This window comes from Bradyrhizobium guangzhouense (genome assembly GCF_004114955.1).
GTDB lineage: Bacteria > Pseudomonadota > Alphaproteobacteria > Rhizobiales > Xanthobacteraceae > Bradyrhizobium > Bradyrhizobium guangzhouense.
The window spans coordinates 1,574,318-1,595,229 of sequence record NZ_CP030053.1; the positions used below are offsets into that span (position 1 = coordinate 1,574,318).

14 protein-coding genes are annotated in these 20,912 nt (G+C 64.3%); 4 read left to right on the plus strand and 10 right to left on the minus strand.

The window, feature by feature from the left end; all coding sequences use genetic code 11:
- Positions 1-13: 13 nt before the first annotated feature.
- The 8 genes from XH91_RS07630 to XH91_RS07665 all read right to left on the minus strand — a co-directional run bounded on the left by XH91_RS07630 (position 14) and on the right by XH91_RS07665 (position 11,646).
- Positions 14-6,250 carry an AAA family ATPase gene (locus tag XH91_RS07630; protein WP_128950006.1) on the minus strand — a complete coding sequence of 2,079 codons (6,237 nt, stop codon included), beginning with the start codon at positions 6,248-6,250 and terminating at the stop codon, positions 14-16.
- Positions 6,251-6,704: 454 nt separating this feature from the next.
- Positions 6,705-7,502 carry a carbohydrate ABC transporter permease gene (locus XH91_RS07635; RefSeq protein WP_245470848.1) on the minus strand — a complete coding sequence of 266 codons (798 nt, stop codon included), beginning with the start codon at positions 7,500-7,502 and terminating at the stop codon, positions 6,705-6,707.
- Complete coding sequence (locus tag XH91_RS07640) at positions 7,499-8,374, minus strand: carbohydrate ABC transporter permease (RefSeq protein ID WP_128954765.1); 876 nt, start codon at positions 8,372-8,374, stop codon at positions 7,499-7,501. Before XH91_RS07640 ends, XH91_RS07635 begins: the two co-directional genes overlap by 4 nt.
- Positions 8,375-8,542: 168 nt before the next feature.
- Entirely contained in the window at positions 8,543-8,866 is a 324-nt protein-coding gene (locus tag XH91_RS07645) for a hypothetical protein (RefSeq protein ID WP_128950008.1), read from the minus strand.
- A 15-nt stretch (positions 8,867-8,881) separates the two neighbouring features.
- Positions 8,882-9,283, minus strand: a complete 402-nt coding sequence (locus XH91_RS07650) for a DUF302 domain-containing protein (RefSeq protein WP_430648535.1) — start codon at positions 9,281-9,283, stop codon at positions 8,882-8,884.
- Between the two features lie 79 nt (positions 9,284-9,362).
- Positions 9,363-9,911 (minus strand): c-type cytochrome, encoded by a 549-nt coding sequence (locus XH91_RS07655; RefSeq protein ID WP_128950010.1) that lies wholly within the window; start codon positions 9,909-9,911, stop codon positions 9,363-9,365.
- Complete coding sequence (gene soxC / locus XH91_RS07660) at positions 9,898-11,169, minus strand: sulfite dehydrogenase (protein WP_128950011.1); 1,272 nt, start codon at positions 11,167-11,169, stop codon at positions 9,898-9,900. The genes XH91_RS07655 and soxC overlap by 14 nt, the downstream gene beginning before the upstream one ends.
- 138 nt (positions 11,170-11,307) lie before the next feature.
- Positions 11,308-11,646, minus strand: coding sequence for a carboxymuconolactone decarboxylase family protein (locus XH91_RS07665; RefSeq protein WP_206733521.1), 339 nt, complete (start codon positions 11,644-11,646; stop codon positions 11,308-11,310).
- Between the two features lie 103 nt (positions 11,647-11,749).
- On the opposite strand from XH91_RS07665, the gene XH91_RS07670 reads away from it, so the two are divergent.
- Positions 11,750-12,727 carry an AraC family transcriptional regulator gene (locus tag XH91_RS07670; RefSeq protein ID WP_164933906.1) on the plus strand — a complete coding sequence of 326 codons (978 nt, stop codon included), beginning with the start codon at positions 11,750-11,752 and terminating at the stop codon, positions 12,725-12,727.
- On the opposite strand, the gene XH91_RS07675 is transcribed toward XH91_RS07670, so the two are convergent.
- A complete protein-coding gene (locus XH91_RS07675) occupies positions 12,690-14,477 on the minus strand; it encodes a peptide ABC transporter substrate-binding protein (RefSeq protein WP_164933907.1) in 1,788 nt (595 codons plus the stop codon). The genes XH91_RS07670 and XH91_RS07675 overlap by 38 nt on opposite strands.
- A 457-nt stretch (positions 14,478-14,934) precedes the next feature.
- Here XH91_RS07675 and XH91_RS07680 point away from each other — a divergent pair, with 457 nt between their 5' ends.
- Positions 14,935-17,256 carry a molybdopterin guanine dinucleotide-containing S/N-oxide reductase gene (locus tag XH91_RS07680; protein ID WP_128950014.1) on the plus strand — a complete coding sequence of 774 codons (2,322 nt, stop codon included), beginning with the start codon at positions 14,935-14,937 and terminating at the stop codon, positions 17,254-17,256.
- Between the two features lie 26 nt (positions 17,257-17,282).
- Here the strand turns inward: XH91_RS07680 and XH91_RS07685 are convergent, their stop codons facing one another.
- A complete protein-coding gene (locus XH91_RS07685; protein WP_128950015.1) occupies positions 17,283-17,858 on the minus strand; it encodes a TetR/AcrR family transcriptional regulator in 576 nt (191 codons plus the stop codon).
- Positions 17,859-18,005: 147 nt separating this feature from the next.
- Here XH91_RS07685 and XH91_RS07690 point away from each other — a divergent pair, with 147 nt between their 5' ends.
- Together XH91_RS07690 and XH91_RS07695 are read left to right on the plus strand one after the other, a co-directional pair.
- Positions 18,006-19,448 (plus strand): MATE family efflux transporter, encoded by a 1,443-nt coding sequence (locus tag XH91_RS07690; protein WP_128950016.1) that lies wholly within the window; start codon positions 18,006-18,008, stop codon positions 19,446-19,448.
- Positions 19,449-19,853: 405 nt separating this feature from the next.
- The gene (locus tag XH91_RS07695) at positions 19,854-20,888 is read left to right on the plus strand and encodes a putative FMN-dependent luciferase-like monooxygenase (RefSeq protein WP_128950017.1); all 1,035 of its coding nucleotides are present in this window, start codon (positions 19,854-19,856) and stop codon (positions 20,886-20,888) included.
- Positions 20,889-20,912: the final 24 nt, after the last annotated feature.

Below are 20,912 nucleotides of genomic sequence, written 5' to 3' on the forward strand. Positions count from 1 at the left end.
GAGCGGAGACTGTTTATGGCGTGACGCCGGGACGTCCCCGCGACTCGAGGACCTGGCGAATGGCATGCGCCAGATCTGCGGGCCGGTACGGCTTGCTCAGCAGGGTGATATCAGGGTCGAGCCGACCGTCATGCATCATGGCGGCTTCCGGGTAGCCCGACATATAGAGCACGGGTACGCCGGGACGCCGCCGGAGAACGGCATCGGCAAGTTCGCGGCCGTTCATCCCGCCGGGCATGACGACATCGGTGAAGAGCAGATCGAAGGCCGCGCCTTGGTCGACGAGCGCGAGAGCCTCCGGGCCGTTGGGGGCCGCGATCGTGCGATAGCCGAAGCTCTTCAGCTGGGCTTCGACATAATTGCGGACCAGCTCGTCGTCCTCGACCAGGAGAATGGTTTCACTGCCGCGTTGCAGCTCGCCCTTCGTCGCCACGCGCGCGGAGGCTGCGGCCTGGGTCGCGCGCGGCAGGTACAGGCTGAAGGTCGTTCCCACCCCTTCTTCGCTGTCGATTCTGATATGCCCGCCGGACTGCTTGATGAAGCCATACACCATGCTCAAGCCGAGGCCCGTTCCCTTGCCGAGCTCCTTGGTCGTGAAGAACGGCTCGAAGATCTTGTCCCGGATCGCCCGGGGAATACCCGAGCCAGTATCGCTCACCGTGACCAGAACGAAGTCGCCGGGCGTATTGTCCGGGCCCGGATTGTCGGGGCCAAAGCTCACATTCGTGGTGCCGAAGGAGATCTTGCCTCCGCCGGCCATCGCGTCGCGTGCATTGACGGCGAGGTTGATCAGGGCGGTCGAGAGCTGGCCCGGATCGATCAGCGCATGCCAGCAATCCGCTTGCAGCATGGAGCCGATCTCGATGTGCTCGCCCAGCGTCGGCCGCAGCAGCTTTGCGGTGTCGACAATGAGATTGTTGACGTCGACGTTGCGCGGTTGAAGTGGCTGCCTGCGCGCGAAAGCGAGGAGCTGCATCGTCAGATCGGCGCCGCGTGTGGCGGCGTCGTCGATCATATGTGCAATGGCCACGAGGTCCGGCTGGTCCGCAAGCCCGTCGATCAGGATCTGGATGGTCCCGGTGATGACCGTCAGGATGTTGTTGAAGTCATGTGCGACGCCACCGGTGAGCTGGCCGACCGCGTCCATCTTCTGCGCCTGGCGCAACTGCTGCTCGAGGCGCAGACGCTGGCTGATGTCGCGTCCGATCACGATGATCAGCTCCTGGCCGCCGGTCGAGACGTGAGCGGCAGACATTTCGACATCGAGGCCCTTGTCGTCGGGGCCGTTCAGGCGAAGCTGCAACAGTCCCGTCGAATCCGGCGCCAGCAGTCTGGCGACCTCGGTTGCGTCCGCAGGGACGAGGATGGAGCGGAACGGCAGGCCGATGATCTGCTCCCGAGCCCGCCCCAGCATCACCCCGGCGGTGCGATTTGCCTCGATCACGCGGCCGCCTTGGTCAAGAACCAGGATCGCGTCATGCGCCTGTTCCATGAGCAGGCGGTATTTCTCCTCGGCCTGCTTCCGCGCCGTGAGGTCGAGCACGAACGAGACGCATTGATCGGACGATCCGGCCAGCGAGGCGGATCCGATCAGAACGGGAACGCGGCTGCCGTCCTTCCTGATGAACTCCTTTTCCCGCGAGGGGGTCTGCCCGGATGTCCTGAGCTGTTCGATCCGCTGCATGTCTCCGTCGCGATACTCCGCCGGGGTCATGTCGTTCCAGCGGATTGCGTTCGAGACCAGGTCCTGCCTGGAATATCCGGTCATGCTCAGGAAAGCGTCGTTGGCGTAGCTGACGTCGCCGTTGCCGTCCCAGAACAGGATGCCGATAATGTTGGAATCGACGAGACGGCGGATGCGTGCTTCGCGCTCCTGGAGATCGCGATAGAGCAGCGTGTTCTCCAGCGAAATCGCCGCTTGTGCCGCGAGCAGGTCCAGCACCGCCACGCGATCCGGCGTGAAGGCGTGTGTCGTCAGCGTATTCTCGAGATAAAGCAAGCCGATGAGCTTAGCTTGCTTCAGCAGTGGGAGGCAAAGCATCGATCTTGGGTGTCGGCGCCGCACATAGTCGTCACCGTAGAGCGGATCGGGCCGCGTCGCGTCGTCGACGATGAGGGGCTTTTGCGCGCGAATGACGTAGCGCAGCAGAGCCTCCGGACAATCCGGCGTCGAAAGCGGGGTCTGACGCATCGCGACAGTGAACTCGTCGCCCCTGGATTGGCCTTCCGCTTCGATGCGGAAGTCGTCGTGCCGCGACAAGATCAGCAGGCCGCGATCGGCGCCGGCGTTTTGCAGCACGATCTTCATCAGCGTCTCGATCAGCTTCGGCAGCTCGATTTCACTCGAGACGGCCTGGGACGCCTTCACCACGGTGGTGACGTCCATCTGCTGGATGGTCAGGCGGCTTCCGGAGCCGGTATCTTCGGCGACGTGGAGCCGTGGATAGAGGTGTTCGAGCTGCCTGACCTTTGGCTCGGCTCCCCAGCGAATAAATCCATAGTGGGCATCGCGCAGATAGGCATTGGCAATCTTGTCGAAGCCGCGCGTCGTGTAGAAGCGCCCGGCGAGTTCGTTGGCGATGGCCTCGTTCTGAGGAAAGCCGTTTGCATGCGCCGCGGCGATCGCCCGGTCGTAGAATCGCATCGCATCGAGCTCGCGACCTTCGATGCGCGCGATTTCGGCCGAGATGAGAGCGGCGCGGTCGGCGAAATCTTCCGGGCTGATTTCGGCCAGTTGCTGAAGCTGGCGGTGGTGGCGGGTCAGTGCGTCGAGATGCCGGACACGTTCGCCCGGGGCGGCGACCTCGCAAAACGCGGCCTCGGCCAAGGCCGCATAGAAGTGAAAGTCAATTCGATCGAACAGGGCTTTCGATGTCCACAAGAGCTTGTCGGCCTTTGCTGCGGCGGCGATGGCGGCGGGATCGTTTGCAAGCACGCGTGCCTGCAGCTTGCGGGTCCAGTACCAGAATCCGGCCTGCTCCAGGTACGGCTCCGTCTCGAGACGACGTTCAAACTGCGCCTCGTTGAAGTCGGCTTCATCGAAGCCGCCAAATTTCGCGGTAAGTCCGCGCAGCGAGCGGGTAAGCTGCAACTGCCCGATAATTCGATCTGCCGCGAGATCGACGCGCGCCCGGCGTGCGAAATCGAGCCCCGCTTCGGCCTCCTGTTGCACTTCGGCAAGGGGATCGCCGCAGGCGAGAAGGTGCGTCAAGAGATGATGGCGGGTGAAGCTCGCATAGTTCACATCGCCGACTTGCTGCGCGGCGTCGAAGGCGCGCTTCAGCCAGGGGCGACCCGTCCTCACATCTCGCGTCCAGCTGCCGAAGCCGAGATAGACGCGGGCCTTGAACCGGTCCAGTCCGCGCGTCTCGACCAGATCGAGGCCGAGCCGGGCAAAACGATAGCCGGCGGCGTAGTCGCCGAAGTCGGGGCCGAGCACGGTGCCGAGCACGATGTAGGCAAGGCACGACGCATCGGAGTTGCCGTATTGCAGGCTGAGATTGGCCATGCGTCCGATGATCAGGCGACGCAAGCCCTCGTCGATGTACCAGGCTGGCGAAACCAGCACCGTAAGGACGTCCATCGTTCCGCGCGCGACCGGATCAGCCATCTGCGGCAGATCGAGCAGGGCCTCGATCGGACGGTCGCCGATCGCTTGCCACATCCGCTGATATTCCCCCTGGACCTCGTCCGGCGTTGGATGCGCGGACCAGTCGATACCGACGCGTCGCAGATAATCGAGCGCGGTCTCGACGTCGCGATCGCTTGGCTCCATCCGCAGCCGGGTCACTGCCGCGAGATCGGGCAGGGTGGCCGCACGCTTTGCCAGCTCGGCGAGACGCGTGTTCGCGGCGGCGTGGTCGCCTGCCAGGAATTCACATTCGGCGCGCTGCAGCGCCAGCGCGAAGCTCAGTGTGTAATGTTGCTCCCAGCGATCCCGGGGCAGCATGGCTTCGCCGGCGGCGAAGTGAGCGTGGGCCATGGCGAAGGCTGTCGCGGCCTTGGCGCGGCGACCAGCCAGCAGATTGAGTTCCGCCAGCCTGACGCGCTCGTCGGGTGCGGTGATCAAGGCCGTGCCGCGGTTGAGCTGGCTGACGATCTCGAAGACGTGTTCCTCGATCGCTTCAGGCGCGGCTCTCGCCGCGAACAAACGGCCGATGCGCAGATGCGCCGCCGCCCGTTGGTCCTCTGGAATCAGCGCATAGGCCGCTTCCTGAAACCGGTCGTGGACGAAGCGGTAGGTGTTGCCCTGCGGCTCTACGAATTCCTGGCGAACGGCAGGCCACAGATCGGCGTTGACCTGCTCGTCCGAGAGGCCGAGCACGACCGAAAGCACCGCGACCTCGGCGATATGTCCGAGACAGGCCATCTGCTGGAGGGCTGTGCGCGTGACCGCGGGCAGCCGGGTGAGCTTCCCCAGCATGAGGTCGATGACGTTGTCGGTGTACCGCTTGGCGTGAATGCGCTCGAGGTCCCAGGACCAGCTGATAGCACCATGGTCGAAGGCAAGCAGGCCTTCGTCGACCAGCGAGAACATGAACTGGATGGCGAAGAACGGGTTGCCCGCGGTCTTCTCGTGCACGAGCTGGATCAAGGGCGCTGCGTGCCTGGGCTCGCAACGAAGCGTGTCCGCAAGCAACTGGCCGAGATGCCTGCGACCGAGCGGTGCGAGCGTGATCTCCACCACCCGTCGCCCCCGCGCCTTGATGGCCTCGCGCATGCGCATGACGGGATGCGTGGAATCAACCTCGTTGTCCCTGAAGGCGCCGATCAGCATCAGGTGCTTCAGCTCCGATCGGGTCAGGATGTCCTCGAGCAGCTCGAACGTTGCCATATCGAGCCATTGCAGGTCGTCGAGGAACAGCACCAGGGGATGTTCGGCCCGCGCAAACACGCTGATGAACTGCTCGACTACGCGGTGAAAGCGGCTTTGCGCGTGCTGGAGCGGCAGCTCAGGAACGGGCGGTTGTTCGCCGATGACGGCTCTCAGCTCCGGGATTAGATCCACGACAAGCTGTCCGTTCGGGCCAAGCGCGCTGAGCAGGGCCTGGCGCCACTCGTTCAGCACGGCTTCGCGTTGGCCGAGAAGGGGGCGAACGAGGCCCTGGAATGCCTTGGCGAGTGTGGCGTAGGGGATGTCGCGTTTGTGCTGGTCGAATTTGCCCGAAGCGAACAAGCCGTGCGAAGGCACCAGCACCTTGTGCAGCTCGTTGACGACGGAAGACTTGCCGATGCCGGAATATCCAGCGACCAGCGCAATCTCCGGCACGCCTGACTTGACGATGCGTTCGAACGAGGCGAACAACATCTCGCGCTCGGATGTCCTTCCGTACAGCTTCTCGGGGACGAGAAGTCGGTCCGGTGTGTCGTGCCGGCCCAGCGGGAAGTCGTCGATGCAACGCCGAAGCTCCCACTCGGCAAGGCAACGTTGCAGATCTCTCTCGGCGCCGCCCGCGGTCTGGTAGCGCTCCTCGGCCATCTTGGAGAGCAGTTTCATGATCAGCCTGGACACCGCGCCGGGCACGTTGCCGCTTCGCTTGGCCGGGGCCTCCGGCTCTCTTGCGACGTGACAATGCACCCATTCCATCGGATCATCGGCGGCGAATGGAAGCGAGCCGGTGACCATCTGGTAGAGCGTGATGCCGAGCGAGTAGAGATCGCTCCGGGAGTCGATCGAGCGGTTCATGCGTCCCGTCTGCTCGGGAGACATGTAAGCGAACGTACCGGCGATCTGCTCGTGCGCAGCCGCGGACAGCCGTTCGCGCGGGCGCCGCGTTGCGAAGCCGAAGCCGGTGAGATGCACGCCGCCATTGTTGCGGCTCACCAGGATATTTGCCGGTTTGATATCCTTGTGCACCAGGCCCTGTTGATGGACCTTGCCCAACGCGGCGGCGATCTGGATTGCGAGACGCAGGAAATCGCCCGTCTCCATGGGCGCGTCGGTCAGCCAGGTCAGAGGCTCGCCGCCGCGATCCTCGAGGACGAGAATGGTGCGGCCGTGATCCTGCAGCAGCTCGAGCGGCTTCGCTGCCCAGGCACCGTCCAGTTCGTCCTTCAGCGCAAATTCGTGAGCCAGCCGGTCGAGGCTTCGCGGGCTTGGATGCTCGGCGGCCGGAACGACGGCCAGCACAACCTGCCGTTCACCGTCAATGCGTTCGCGGGAGGTGCGGCACAGCAGAATCCCTTCTTCGTCGCAGAGGACCTGCGGACCGTGGGCCCAGCCGGTGCCCATAAACGATGAGAGATTCATGTCGGTAGACCATGCCGCCGCCGGGTTCAGGTCCAAGCCATGACAGGCTCGCCCGGTCCTCCGCCTCATCCTCCATAAGACTGCCCCGATGCGGCAATGCGCGCCGTTACCGTTTCTGTGTTTCCGCGTCCGGGACGCATGAAGGGCAGGACGCACGTGCGACGTTCGGCACGACAGGGCTGGCCCCTCACGCCTTCATTCCGGCGCCCGGCTCGATCGACGAAGCCGGGCACCGTTAAATCGTATCATTTGCCTCAATCTCGTCAACGGACGGCCTATGAAGGCGGCGGCGAAGCGAAATGCATTCGGCCAAGACGGCATGCAACAGAGGTCTCTCACGGGTGGCGTCGCAACTTCAAGGAGAGCGGACGCGTCCATCGCGAGCCGGCGAGAGAATTCAGTTCTTTCAATTGGTTAGACGCTGGGCTGGCGGAGCCCGAACCAGCCCCCGACGTCACGTCCGGATTACAAAACCCTTCGCAAGGTGATGGCGCACAAAATAGATCATCGCGATTCCCGGCACGACGGCGAGCACCGTCATCGCCATGACAAGGCCGAAGTCGGTTCGAAAACCGAACAGGCCGTTGATGGCCATGGTGATCGGCTTGCCACCGGTGGTGGTCAGGATGCGGGCCAGCACCACCTCCACCCAGGAGAAGATGAAGCAGAAGAACGCGGCGACGCCGATGCCGGGCGCAATCGCCGGAATGAGGTGGCGAAAGAAAAAGCTCGGCAGCGAATGGCCGTCCAGGAACGCCGTCTCGTCGAGTTCGCGCGGCACCGCGGAGATGAAGCCCTCCAGGATCCAGATCGAGATCGGAATGTTGAAGACGCAATGGACTAGCGCAATGCCGACCGGCGTATTTGCAAGGCCAATTTGAGCGAACAGGACGAAGATCGGCAGCGACAGCACGACGGTCGGCGTGATCCGGAACACCAGCAGCAGGAAGAACAGCTGGCGATCGCCGGCGAAGTTGTAGCGCGCGAATGCATAGGCGGCCGGTAGTCCGACGCCGAGGCACAGCGCGACGTTCAGCACGACATAGATGATGGAGTTGACGATCGAGTCCTTCAACGCGGCCGAATGCAGGATGTTCTGGTAGTTGACGAGACTGAAATGTCCCTCCGCGATTCCACCTCTCGGCAGCGTCGAGACGAAGCTGGTGATGATCGTCTGCGCAAGCGGCACAAGGATGAAGACCCCGATCACGGCAAACAGGGCGATCCGCCCCCAGGATGACGGCGGCTTCACGTGGTGAGCTCCTCGGTGGGCGCTCGCGCGCTCGTCGCCGCCTTGAAGGTCCATGCAACCGCCAGCACGATCAGGAAATAGACGATCGAGCGGGCCGCTGATGGTCCATAGTTGAAGGACAGGATTTCCTCGCCGAGGTCGAGGCTGAGAAAGGCGGTGGCGCTGTCAGGGCCTCCTGCATTGATGCGGAAAGCCTCGATATAGATCATGAAGCTGTCCATGAAGCGAAGCAGCACGGCCATCGACAGCACGGTCTTCATTTTCGGCAGCTGAATGAAGCGGAACACCTGCCATTGCGACGCGGCGTCGACGGCCGCGGCCTGGTAGTAGGCCGGCGGAATGCTGGAGATGCCGGCATAGGCGAGCACGACGACCAGCCCCAGCCAGTGCCAGGTGTCCATCACCACCAGCACGATCCAGGTGTGCAGGGCGTTGAACTTGTAATCGAAGCCGACGCCCAGCCACGTCAGCAGTCTGCCGGCGAGACCGGCATTGGGATTGATGAAGTTGAGCCAGATGACCGGGATCATGTTCCAGGGGACCACCAGCGGCACGGTGATCAGAACGAGGACGGTGCTGACGATGAACTGGTTGGAACGCTGCAGCAGCAGCGCGATCCAGATGCCGAGCGGAAGCTGGACCGACAACACGATTACCGAGAACAGGAAGCTGCGTCCGAGGCTCGCGTAGAAGCGCTCCGAAGTGACGATGTTCCTATACCAGTCGACGCCGACCCAATAAGGATTGTTCAGGGTGAACAAGTCCTGGAAGGAATAGTTGGTGACGGCGATGAGGGGCAGGATTCCGACGAGGGTCACGATGACCAGCGCAGGAAGAACCAGGAACCAGGCTCGGTTGTCGTATAGTTTCATGTTGAACGACTGCAGCGGGACAGGCCCGGTCACGAAAAAGGCCTCGATTGACACCGAGGCCTTCCCAGCATTCCGGATCGGGTCTGACCTAGCCCGTCATTTGGCAAGAATCCAAGAGGCGGCAGCGCAGCCCAGTTCCGCGCCGCAATCATGTGTCGACGCGCCTCGTCAGCGCTGCGCGTCGCGTTCGTCTTCGGGATCGCTCACCGGCTCCGGGATCAGCACCACCGGCTCGTCATAGCCCTTGCGGCTGCTGTAGAACACCAGCGCCATCAGGCCGGCGCCGATGACGAGCGAGAACACGACACCGAGCACCAGTGCGACAAAACCTGCTTCCGGAACCTTGGTATCCGTGCTGGTCCAGCCGAGATAGCCGAGAATGCAGGCGGCAAGAAGCAGGGCGCACAGCACCGCAACGACGATCCATCTGGCGAATTTGCTGCCTTCGGAGCCCGCCGGCGCGACGGCCGCTTGATTGTCTGTGCTGATCATGGATCCCGCCTCACACTAGGGCGCAGTCGCTTTGGCCGCGATCGCATGCAACGCGCCGGTCAGCGCCGCGACGACGGGCTTGGCCGGCTCCCCGGCGCCGTGACGTCGTGCGAGAAAGGCTGGATCGTTGTAGGACAGCCAGGTCTCGCCCTGCTCGTCCTGCCAGACCAGCGCTTTCAGCGGCAGGTCGATGCCGGCCGTCTGGGCTTGCTGCATCAACGGCGTGCCACCCTTGGCATTGCCGAAGATGAGCAGGTCGGTCGGCCGCAGCTTCAGGTCGACCGCGGCCGCACCCGCGGCGTGATCGATGTGGGCGAACACGGTGAGGCCCCGGGCCTTCACCTCGGCCTCGAGCCGCTTCATCGTGTCGTCAGGTCCGAAATGGCTCTTGATGGTGATGAGTCCGTCCGCGGCCATGGCTTGAGTCTCCCATAAACATGTCACTGCAATCAGCGCGACGATCCCTATCAATCTCGACAGCTTCACGTCCAAGCGCTCACTTCTTGTGAAACAGCTTCGCCGGATCGAATTCCGGATCCGGAACAAAACCATCGCGATTGGGCATCCTGATTTTCGGCAAGGAGTCCTTGTCGACCTTGCCGTCGGCGGGAACGATGCCGTTCAGGCTCAGAATGTAGGCGGTGACGGCGTAGGTCTCGTCGGTGCTGAGCGAGCCAGGCGTCGGATATGGCATCGCGCGATGGATGTAATCGAACAGCGTCGTCGCATAGGGCCAGAAGCTGCCGACCGTCTTGACCGGCATGTTGGAGGCGAGCGTGCCCTGTCCGCCGACAAGACGATCCTTGATGCCGCCCTGGCCGTTCTCGCCATGACAGGCCGCGCAATTGTCGGCAAAGACCTGCTTACCTTGCGCGGCGGTGCCGCTGCCGTCAGGCAGACCCTTGCCATCGGGACCGACGTCGATGTCCCACAGCTTGATCTCGTCGGACGTTGCCGGACGACCGAAGTCGAAGGCCAGCGCGGGCGCCGCGAGCAGACCGGCGGCGAGGAGGCTGGCGAAAAGCAGCTTGCTATGCGAGGACATTGCGAACCCTCCCGGCCTCGTCGATGCTCCAGCTTTGCTGGGCGTTGTAATGAAACAGCGCATTCGTCCCCATCGCGGCGATGAAGGATTTGCGGTCGGGCTGAACATTGCCCTGGTCGTCGGTGGAGCGGCTGACGATCGTGGTCGGCTTGCCGTCCCACACCCAATCCATCTGGAAGCGAACCTGCGCCTTGGGCAGCACCGGCAGGCTCAACTGCGCCTGCTGCCAGGTTTTGGCACCGTCGGTGGAAATCTCCACCCTGGCGATCTTGCCGTGGCCGCTCCAGGCGAGGCCGGAGATCCTGACATAGCCGGGTTGGATCTGCATCATGCCCGAGGGCTGGGTGATGACGGAGTTGGTGTCCATCCGCAGCTGGAATTGCCGCGCCTTGCCGTCGGCCAGCAACTGCGTGTAGCGCGCCGTTTCCCAGCGCGTCATCCACGGTGCGTTGCCGAATTTGAGACGGCGCAGCCATTTGATATTGAGGTTGCCCTCGAAGCCCGGCATCACCAGCCGCATCGGAAAACCGTGCGCGGGCCGCAGCGGCTCGCCGTTCTGCCCATAGGCGATGAAGGCCTCGTTCACGATCTCGTCGGTGAGCGGAATGCTGCGATCGACGCCGGCGCCGTCGCCGCCTTCTGCCAGCATCCAGGTCGAGCCCTTGTCCTTGGCGACGAGGTCGATCAGGAATTTGAGCGGCACACCGGTCCATTCATTGGTGCTGACGAGGCCGTGCGTGTTCTGCACCGTCAGCTCGGGATCCGCCTTCTTCCAGTTCTCCCAGCCATTGCCGGTGCATTCGATGAAGACCACGCGCGAGATCGACGGCATCCGCTTGAGGTCATCGACGCTGAACACCAGCGGCTTTTGCACCATGCCGTGGATCAGCAGCCGGTGCTGCGCGGGATCGATATCAGGCACGCCGGAATGGCTGCGTTCGTAATGCAGATCGGTCGGCGTGATGTTGCCGACCAGCTTCTGATGCGGCGTCTTGGAATTGATGGCGTCGCCGGGATCGATGTTGCGCTTGCCTGGTGTCGCCTCCGGAATACGATCGATCTTGACGAAGCGGGATCGTTCGCTGTGCGCGCCGAGTTCGGCTCCGGGCCCACGATCGGGGACATCCGCCAGCGATTCGGCGTTGGCCGCCTCGGTCGCGGCCACGCCCAAAATACCTGCCGACAGTCCTCCCACGAAGCCACGGCGCGACACATTCGCGGGCCGTGACGACATTTCGATTGGCGTCTTGAACGTCATACCATCTCCCATCGGTCATCGTGCGTTTTGGAAAATCCGACCGCGTTCATGCCGCGACGTTTACCGCACGTGGTGAAGATTGCTTGTTAGGTTGTGTTAGAAGGAGTGAGCATTGACGCGCTCTTTCCGTTGGGCCGTTCAAGCTTCCTTGAAGGCCTCGTGCGCGCGGGTCGAATAAACCAGAGCCGCGCCGGCGTTGACCGAGATCGCCGTGCCGAGCGCCTCGGCGAGTTCGCCTTCACTCGCGCCGTGCTTCTTCGCCTCGGCGGCATGAACGGTGATACAGCCGTCGCAGCGCAGGCTGATGGCGACGGCGAGTGCGATCAGCTCGCGTGTCTTGGCGTCGAGGTGAGCGGTCCTGGCGCCGGCGCCGCTCAGCGTCGCGTAACCCTTGACCGTTTCCGGCGACAGCTTTCCGATCTCGCCGACACCGGCGATGAGCTGGCGGCGATAGGTGTTCCAGTCGAGCATGGCCATGTTAACCTCCCTTGGTGTTCTGGCCTCTAAGGTGCCGGCCCTCGCCGCTCCGGGATATGGCCTGGCGGCTCGGGCTCATGTCCGGGCGGATCAAGGAGTGCTGATGTCGGAGGTTGATGCAGCCGAACTGTTGAAAGCGATGGTGCCGCTGTTCAGGATTCGTCCCGTGATCGAGGATTCCTGCAGCTTCGGCGGCAGCTGGGAGTCGCCTCACGCGCCGAATGGCAGAGGATGGGCGCAATTCCACATGGTGACGCGTGGCTCCTGCGTGGTCGAGAGGCCGGGCTTAAGCCCGCAACGGCTGGAAGCAGGCGACATTCTCCTGCTGCCGCACGGCGACAGTCATCTGATGCGGAGCGAGGTGAGGGGCGCTGCAGGGCGGGTCTCGACCGAAATCCGCAATGGCGTGCGTCAGCGTGCCACGGTCGATGCCGCGGTCGATACCGAACTGCTCTGCGGCCGCTTCCTGTTCGAAACCTCGGAGGAGAATCCGCTGATCGCGGCTCTCCCCGACGAGATCATCCTTCGCACGGCCGGAGAGCCGCTGCTGGAACGGTTTCGGCGGCTCTTGCTCGACATCCGCGACGAACTGGATGCGGGGCGGGCCGGGTCCGAGATGGTCGCGGCCGATCTCGCGAGGGCGTTGTTCGTCATGATGCTGCGCGACCATCTGACCGGGCAGGCGTCAGGCGACGGCACGCTGTCGCTCCTGCAGGACCGCACCACCGCCCGTGTCGTGCTCGCGATCCTTGGCGATCTCGCCCGCGACTGGACGCTCGACGAGATGGCTGAGGTCGCGATCGCCTCGCGCGCGACGCTGGTGCGCGCCTTTCAGAAGCGAGCAGCCGTTGCACCGATGACGTTCCTGTCCGATCTGAGACTGGCGGTCGCGCGCAAGCGCCTGGCCGGCACGTTGGATCCGGTCGCGAAGATCGCCCACGAGGTCGGCTACGCGTCCGAAAGTGCCCTGAGCAAGGCCATCATGCGCAAATACGGCATGCGGCCCGGCGCTTTGAGAGAGCCCGGTTCGCAGCCGCGTGCCGTCAGATCCGATACCAGCTCGCAATATTCCACGTCGTGACGTCCCACCCCGAGATATCGGTCATCAGGCCATTGACGGCGCCGCCGACGATGAAACGCGAGAGCAGCGGCAGGAAGATGTTGGCCTCGCAGAAGATCTCGTCGACCTTGATCAGCAGCGCGGCGCGCTTGACGGGGTCGAGCTCGTTCTGTGCGGCCTTGTAGGCCTTGTCGGCCTCCGGATCGGACCAGCGCGAGACGTTGCGGCCGAGCCATTTGTTGTCCTTGCTCGCGATTTCCCATGAGACGCACTGGTTCAGGAACCGCTCCGGGTCGGGCTGCGGCTGCGTCGCGTTGTACATCTCCATGTCGCAGTAGAATTTCGTATAAGTGTCCGGGTTGCCGGCGTCCGACGAAAAGAACACCGACGCGGTGACCGATTTGAGCTCGAGCTCGATCCCGGCCTTCTGGCAGGCCTGCTTGACGATCGCCTGGGCCTTCTGGCGCGGCGCGTTGATCGAGGTCTGGAAGACGTATTTCAGCTGCTTGCCGTCCTTCGCGCGGATGCCGTCGGCGCCCATCTTCCAGCCGGCCTCGTCGAGGATCTTGTTCGCCTTGTCGATGTTGAACTCGTATTTCAATTTGCCAGACTTGAACTGCGGAGGCTGGTTGACGAAGCTCGCTGTTGCGATCGCAGCGCGGCCGTAGATGAATTTCTGGATTCCGTCGCGATCAATCAGCAAGTTCAGCGCCCGGCGCACGGCCGGATCGGACAGTGTCGGGTGCTTTGTTCTGGCGTTGGATCGTTCGCCGTCGACCTCGGTCCACGGGTCCGTGGTGTTGAGGATGATGAACTCGATGCCGCCGGCGGTCGTGTACTCGACCTTGCCTTTGCCGCCGGTCTCCATGCGCTTGAGGATCTCGTCCTCGACCAGCAGATTCCAGGCATAATCGTATTCGCCGGTCTGCAGCACGGCGCGGGCCGCAGAGACCGCGTCGCCGCCGCCCTTGATCTCGAACGTGTCAAAAAAGGGCTGGTTCTTGACGTGATAGTCGGGATTGCGTTCGGCCCGGAGCAGATCGCCGGGCTTGAACTCGACGAATTTGTAGGGACCGGTGCCGACCGGCTTCAAATTGCCCGGTGCATCGCGCGATTTCGCACCGGCATAGTCGCCGAAATGATGCTTCGGCAGGATCTGGCCGACCGCGCCGACGAAGGGGTCGGCCCAGAACGGGGTTGGGGCCTTGAACTTGATCTTGACGGTGTGGTGGTCGATCTTCTCGACAATGATGTCCTTGTAGGATCCCGTGGTGTAGGCGGCCGTCGCGAGATCGGCGGCATAGGTCCAGGTGAAGACGACGTCGTCGGCGGTGAAGGGCTTGCCGTCGTGCCATGTCACGCCCTGCTTCAGCTTCCAGATCACGCTGGTGCCGTCAGCGGAGAGACCGCCATTCGCCTTGGTCGGAATCTCGGCGGCGAGACAGGGGATGAGATTACCCTCCTTGTCCCAGCCGGCAAGCGGCTCGAAGAAGACTCGTGAGGCGACCTGGTCCTTGGTACCGAGCGCGAAATGCGGATTGAGCAAGGTGGGCGCCTGCCAGACCAGCATCCTGAGCGGACCGCCGCCTCCCGCTTTCGCCGGTTTGTAGGGCAGCGTGGCGTTCGCCATCGCCACATCGTTCCAGAGCAGGATCTGGCTCGCAGCCGGCGCCGTGATGCCGACCGTGGCCATCGTCCGAATGAACGAGCGCCGCGACAGTGTGCCTTGCTTCACCTCCGCAACGAGTCCGCGGATGTCGTTTTCGTCCATCGGATGACCTCCACCTGCCACAAGAACAGTCGTCACCGGCACCCCATCATGTTGCATGGGGCACGAGGCGGCAATGCCGACGATGGTGGAAAGCGGTGCGACGAAATGGCGAGCGTCGAGAACAACGAGCGCAACTCTGTCACCGTCATCCTGAGGTGCCGTAGCCTTGCGGCGCAATTGCGCCGCTGGGCGGAGGCCTCGAAGGATGAACGGTTCGGCTGCATCTCGGCCGTTCATCCTTCGAGGCTCCGCTGGCGATGCGTCGCATCGCAAGCCTCGCACCTCAGGACGACGGATTGAACTCCGCCACCAAGGGCTGCGAGCCGTGGGATGCCGCTATGCGCGCAGGTTCCGGGCATCGGTAATCAATTGCTCCGCACGCGCGGGCCTCATTATAGTGTGGCGATGATTGCAACCGGAGCTGCCTGCTCGGCGCTCCGCGATTGAGGGCCACGCGATGGACGATACGATCGGCTTCCCAGACCCCGGCCTCGATTTGTCGGATGGATTCAAGCCCCACACCTCGCATTGGGGCGTGTTTTCGGCGCGCAACGGCAAAGCCGGGCTCGAGGTCAGAGCCTATGCCGGCGATCCCGATCCGAACGGCATCATCGACAATTTTCCCAGTGCTCTTCGCCATCAGGCACGGATCGCCCAGCCCGCCATTCGGCGTGGCTGGCTCGAGCGCGGGCCCGGTCCGGACGACAAGCGCGGCCGCGACGAATTCGTCTCCGTCAGCTGGGAGAAGGCGCTGGACCTGCTCGGCGACGAACTGATGCGCATCCGCGACACACGGGGCCCCGGCGCCGTGTTCGGCGGCTCCTATGGCTGGGCGAGCGCCGGCCGCCTGCACCACGCGCAGAGCCAGGTCCACCGCTTCCTCAACATCGCGATGGGCGGCTATGTCCGCTCGGTGAACTCCTATTCCTCCGGCGCGTCCTCGGTGCTGCTGCCGCAGATCATGGCGGGCTATGAGGACATCACCAAGCGCAACGTCACTTGGGAACAGATCGCGACCGAAACCGAGATCGTGCTGGCATTCGGCGGCATGGCATTGAAGAACTCGATGGTGGCCGGCGGCTCGATCAGCAAGCATGTCGAGCGCGGCGCCATGGCCGCGGCGCGCAAGCGCGGCTGCGAGTTCATTCTGATGAGCCCGCTGCGCGAGGATCTGCCGGTCGAGGCCGGCGCCGAATGGATGACATGTACGCCAGGTACGGACACCGCGCTGATGCTCGGCATGGTCCACACGCTGGTCGGCGAAGGCCTGCATGACCAGGCTTTCCTCGATCGCTACACGGAAGGGTGGCCGGTGTTTTTGCGTTACCTTACCGGCGAAAGCGATGGACAGCCAAAGCATGCCGAATGGGCCGCCGCGATCTGCGGCGTCGACGCCAACACGATTCGCGTGCTGGCGCGCCGGCTTGCCGGCAAGCGCGCGCTCATCACCGTCTCGCATTCGCTCCAGCGCGCCGAACATGGCGAGCAGCCGGTGTGGATGGGCATGGTGCTGGCAGCGGTGCTGGGCCAGATCGGCCTTCCCGGCAGCGGCTACGCCTATTCGCTCGGCGCGATCGGCTATTACGGCCGCCGCGTCAACGACGTGCCGGGGCCGACGCTCGGGCAGGGTCGCAACGGTGTCAGGGATTTCATTCCGGTCGCGCGCATCGCCGACATGCTGCTCAACCCTGGAAGCACCTATCGCTACAATGGCGAGACGCGCACCTATCCGGACATCCGCCTGGTCTATTGGGCCGGCGGCAATCCGTTCCATCACCACCAGGACATCAACCGCCTGCGCAAGGCCTTCGCCAAAGTCGACACGCTGGTCGTGCACGAGCTCGCCTGGACCGCGACCGCGCGCCACGCCGATATCGTGCTGCCCTCGACCATGACGCTGGAGCGCGAGGACATCGGCTATTCCAGCAACGATCCGCTGATGGTCGCGATGCACCGCATCGCCGAGCCGTTTGGGCTCGCCCGCGATGACTATGAGATCTTTGCCGATCTCGCCGATCGCCTCGGCGCCCGCGAGCCCTTCACCGAAGGGCGCAACTCGCGGCAATGGCTGGAGCATCTCTACGAGCCGACCCGCGCCTCCCTCGCCAAGCGCGGCCTGAAGGCGCCGAGCTTCGAGGAGTTCTGGAAGCGCGGCAGCCTGGTCGTGCCGCAACAGCCCGACGATGGCGGTCGCTTGCGCAGTTTCCGCGAGGATCCGGTGGCGCATCCGCTGCCGACACCGAGCGGCCGCATCGAGATCTATTCCGCGAAGATCGCCGGCCACGGCGACGTGGATTGCCCGGGCCATCCGGTCTGGCTCGAGAAGAGCGATATGCCAAAGCCCGGCGCGCCGTGCTTCCTCGTCGCCAACCAGCCGGTGACGCGGTTGCACAGCCAGCTCGATTTCGGCGGACATTCGCTGGGCGCAAAGCATCGCGGCCGCGAGGTCGCGCGGATGAATCCGCGCGATGCCGATGCGCGCGGGATCAAGGACGGCGACATCATCCGCCTGTTCAACGCGCGCGGCGCGTGCCTGGCCGCGGTGCATGTCACCGACGGCATCGCGCCCGGCGTCGTGCAATTGCCGACCGGCGCCTGGTACGACCCGATGGACCCGGAAGACGATGCGCCGCTCTGCGTGCACGGCAATCCGAACGTGCTCACCCGCGACATCGGCACCTCGTCCTTCGCGCAAGGCTGCACCGGCCAGCTCACCACGGTAGAAGTGGAGAAGTTCACCGGCAACCTGCCGCCGATCCGGGCGTTTGATCCGGTGTAGCTGGATATGCCGGTCGGACGAGCGCGTCAGCGCTCGTTCGCGATTGTCAGCGCGGCGTCCACTGCATTCTCCAGGATCTCGTCGGACAATCGCCTGTCGTTGACCGCGCGCGCCAATTGCAGCGCACCGACCATAGTCGAATAGATCGTGATCGCCCTGCGTCGCCGCTCTTCTGCGGTGCCTTGCCTGATCTGCTCCGCCATCAATCCGATGAGATCGGAGATCTTGCCGGTAAAGGCATCGCGCGTTGTCTTGGGGTGCCGCGCGATCTCGGCGGCCAGCGCGGCGGTCGGGCAGCCGGTGCCGGCGCGATCGCGGTGACGCGCTGAGAGATAGTCCCGGATCACGGTTTCGACCGCGACGCCATTCTCGAGATTGGCCTTGTGCCGCTGCTCGCGCCTTGTGAGTGCATCCACGAGCACCTCCCGCACCAGGTCCTCCTTGGAGGCGAAGTGGGTGTAGAAGGCGCCGTTGGTGAGACCCGCCTCCGACATGATGCCGGCGAGGCCGACCGCGGCGATCCCGCTCTCGCGGAACTGGGCGGAGGCGACATCGAGGATGTGCCGACGAGTCTCGTCCCTGTGTCCCTTTTCGTACCGCATGGTCTCAACTCCCTCCTGATGACCGGCCTGAAACGCATGGCCACAACATCGTGAGCGATTTTCTATTGCATTACGATCATAATAATACATTATGATCATAATTCAATGGCTGCCGTAGCGGCCCCGTAACGGAACAGGATCTCAGGAATGTCAGTCGAGGATGTCGCCGCATCGTCAATGCCGACAATGGAGGCTTCGGCGCGCAGTGTGGCCGCGGCTCGTCCCGCGGCGACGTCAGCCGACCAACGACGCGCCGCGCTTCTGTCCGCGCCGATCCTGCCGACGCTGCTCAGGCTCGCAGCGCCGACCGTGACGGTGCTGGTGGCACAGACCGCAGTGAACATCGCCGAAGCCTATTATGTCGGCTATCTCGGCACCGATGCGCTGGCGGGTGCCGCGCTGGTGTTCCCGATCTTCATGCTGATGACCATGATGTCGAATGGCGGCTTCGGCTCCGGTGTCGCCTCGTCAGTGGCACGGGCAGTCGGCGCCGGCCGCCGCGACGATGCGGACGCGGCGCTGTTCCACGCCATCGTGCTCGCGATCATCGCGGGCGCCCTGTTTACGCTTGGCGCGCACTTCGGCGGCGTCGCACTGTTCCGTGCGCTCGGCGGTCGCGACGGTGCGCTCGACGCGGCCGTCACTTACTCCAGCTATCTGTTTGCCGGCGCCATTCCAGCCTGGATCGTCAACCTCCAGGCCGCGGCGCTGCGCGGCTCCGGCAACGTCAAGGTGCCGGCGCTGGTGACGCTGATCGGCGCCATCGTGACCATTCCCGTCTCGCCCTTGCTGATCTTCGGTTTCGGCCCGGTCCCGAGCCTCGGCATCGGCGGCGCCGGCATTGCTTTCGGCCTCTATTACGGCGCTGCGATGTTGTTCCTGCTGCGCTACATGTCCTCGGGCGCATCCGGCCTGCGGCTGCACATCGTGCCGCTGCGCGCAAAGATATTTGGCGACATGCTGAAGGTCGGCATTCCCACTGCGTTCAATGCCGTGCTGACCAACCTCACCGTCATCCTCGTCACCGGCGCGGTCGGCCTGTTCGGCACCTCGGCGCTTGCCGGCTACGGCATCGCCTCGCGGCTCGACTACATCATGATCCCGCTGCTGTTCGGCATCAGCACGGCGACACTGACCATGGTCGGCGTCAACATGGGTGCGGGCCAGACCGCGCGGGCGCAGAGGATCGGCTGGGTCAGCGGCGCCGCCGGCTTGATCATGACCGGCGCGATCGGCCTTCTGGTCGCGATTGTTCCGACCGCCTGGCTGCATCTGTTCAGCCACGACGCCGACGTCGTGGGTGAGGGCATGACCTACCTGCGTATCGTGGCGCCGGCCTATGCGGCGCTCGGTTTTGGCTTCGTCACGTCGTTCGCCGCCCAAGGTACGGGCCGGGCGATGGGGCCGCTTGCGGGCGCGGTTGCGCGGATCCTGATCGCGGCGGGCGGCGGCTGGATCGCTGTCGAATATTTCGGCGCGGGCATGAGTGGGCTCGCCACCATGGTCACGGTGTCGCTGGCCGCTTATGCCGCGATCTGCGCCCTGATCATGCTGTCGCCGTCGACCTGGCGCACCGAGCCGCGCGCCTAGGAAGGGCTTGCCGCAACCGCACCCGCTCCCATTGGCGTTCATTTCCTATTTGGCGACGATCAGAGAAGTGTTGCCCGCCGCCGGCGGTCAATATGGATATCCATTTCATTGATTTCATCCGGCGGAGCGGCGAATACGGTTCCCATCACTGCTGCTGAGTTATGGAGACCAAGATGTTGCCGCGGGACAAAGGCGCGATCAAGCGCGAGGACGGTGTCGGCTTCAACCCGGCCGGGCTCGATATCAGCGACAAAGGCGCGGTGCTGCCGAGCTGGTAGGCAGTCTGCCTAGCCAAAGGTCTGGCGCGGGGGCGCGATCCCGGCGGGCAGCCTTGCGCATTGCCCGCTTGTCTCCGGCTCCAGCAACCGACATCATCGGGGCCCATCCTCGCCCGACAGGGGTCGTATGAAACGCCTTGCAAACCTGAAACGCCTGGGATTCTTCACGCGCCTGCTCGATGAGGCCCCGCCGGCCGAACGCTATCGCTTCGCCGCCGAGCAGATCGTGCGCGCCGAGAAGGCTGGCCTCGATTCCGCGTGGATCGCGCAGCACCATTTTCACGAACGCGAGGGCGGCCTGCCGTCGCCCTTCACTTTCCTCGGCTATGTCGCCGCGCAGACCTCGCGCATCCGCCTCGGCACCGGCATCGTCACTCTGCCGCTGGAGAGTGCGGTGCGGGTGGCGGAGGACGCTGCTGTGCTGGACCTGCTCTGCGACGGCCGCTTCGAGCTCGGCGTGGGTACCGGCGGCAATCCGTCGGCCTTCGCCGCCTTCGGCCTCGACGGCACCCAGCGCAACGAGATCTTTGCGCGCAATCTCGAGGTCGTCCGCAAGGCGCTGACCGGCAAGCTGCTCGACGGCGGCGACACGCTCTACCCGCAGCGGCCGCAACTGGACAAGCGGATCTGGCAGGCGACCTTCTCGGTCGCGGGCGGCGCCCGCGCCGGCAAGGCCGGCGACGGGCTCTTGCTGTCGCGCACCCAGCCGCGGACCAAGGACGCACCAAACGCGACGCTCGCCGACATCCAGAATCCGATCATCGACGCCTATCTCGCCGCGCTGCCGCCGGGCGCTGAGCCACGCATCATGGCCTCGCGCAGCGTGTTCGTCGCCGACGATCATCGCGAGGCGATGCGGCTTGCCGATCTCGGGCTGCGGCGGGCGCTGCCGCAATTCATGAAGAGCGGGCACCTTCCCCCCGGCGAGACGCTGGAGGAAATGATCACGGCGTTCGACACCCATGTCGGCGGCCCAGATGAGGTGATCGCCTCGCTGCGCACGGATGCGACGCTGGAGCGGATCACCGACCTGGTGTTCCAGGTCCATTCGGTCGATGCGCCGCACCCCTATGTCCTGAGGTCGATCGAGCTGGTGGCCGAAAAAGTCGCGCCCGCGCTGGGCTGGACCCGGACGGCGCCCGAAGTCGCCCTCGCGGGCTAGTCGGGATTGGATGGATTGCACGAG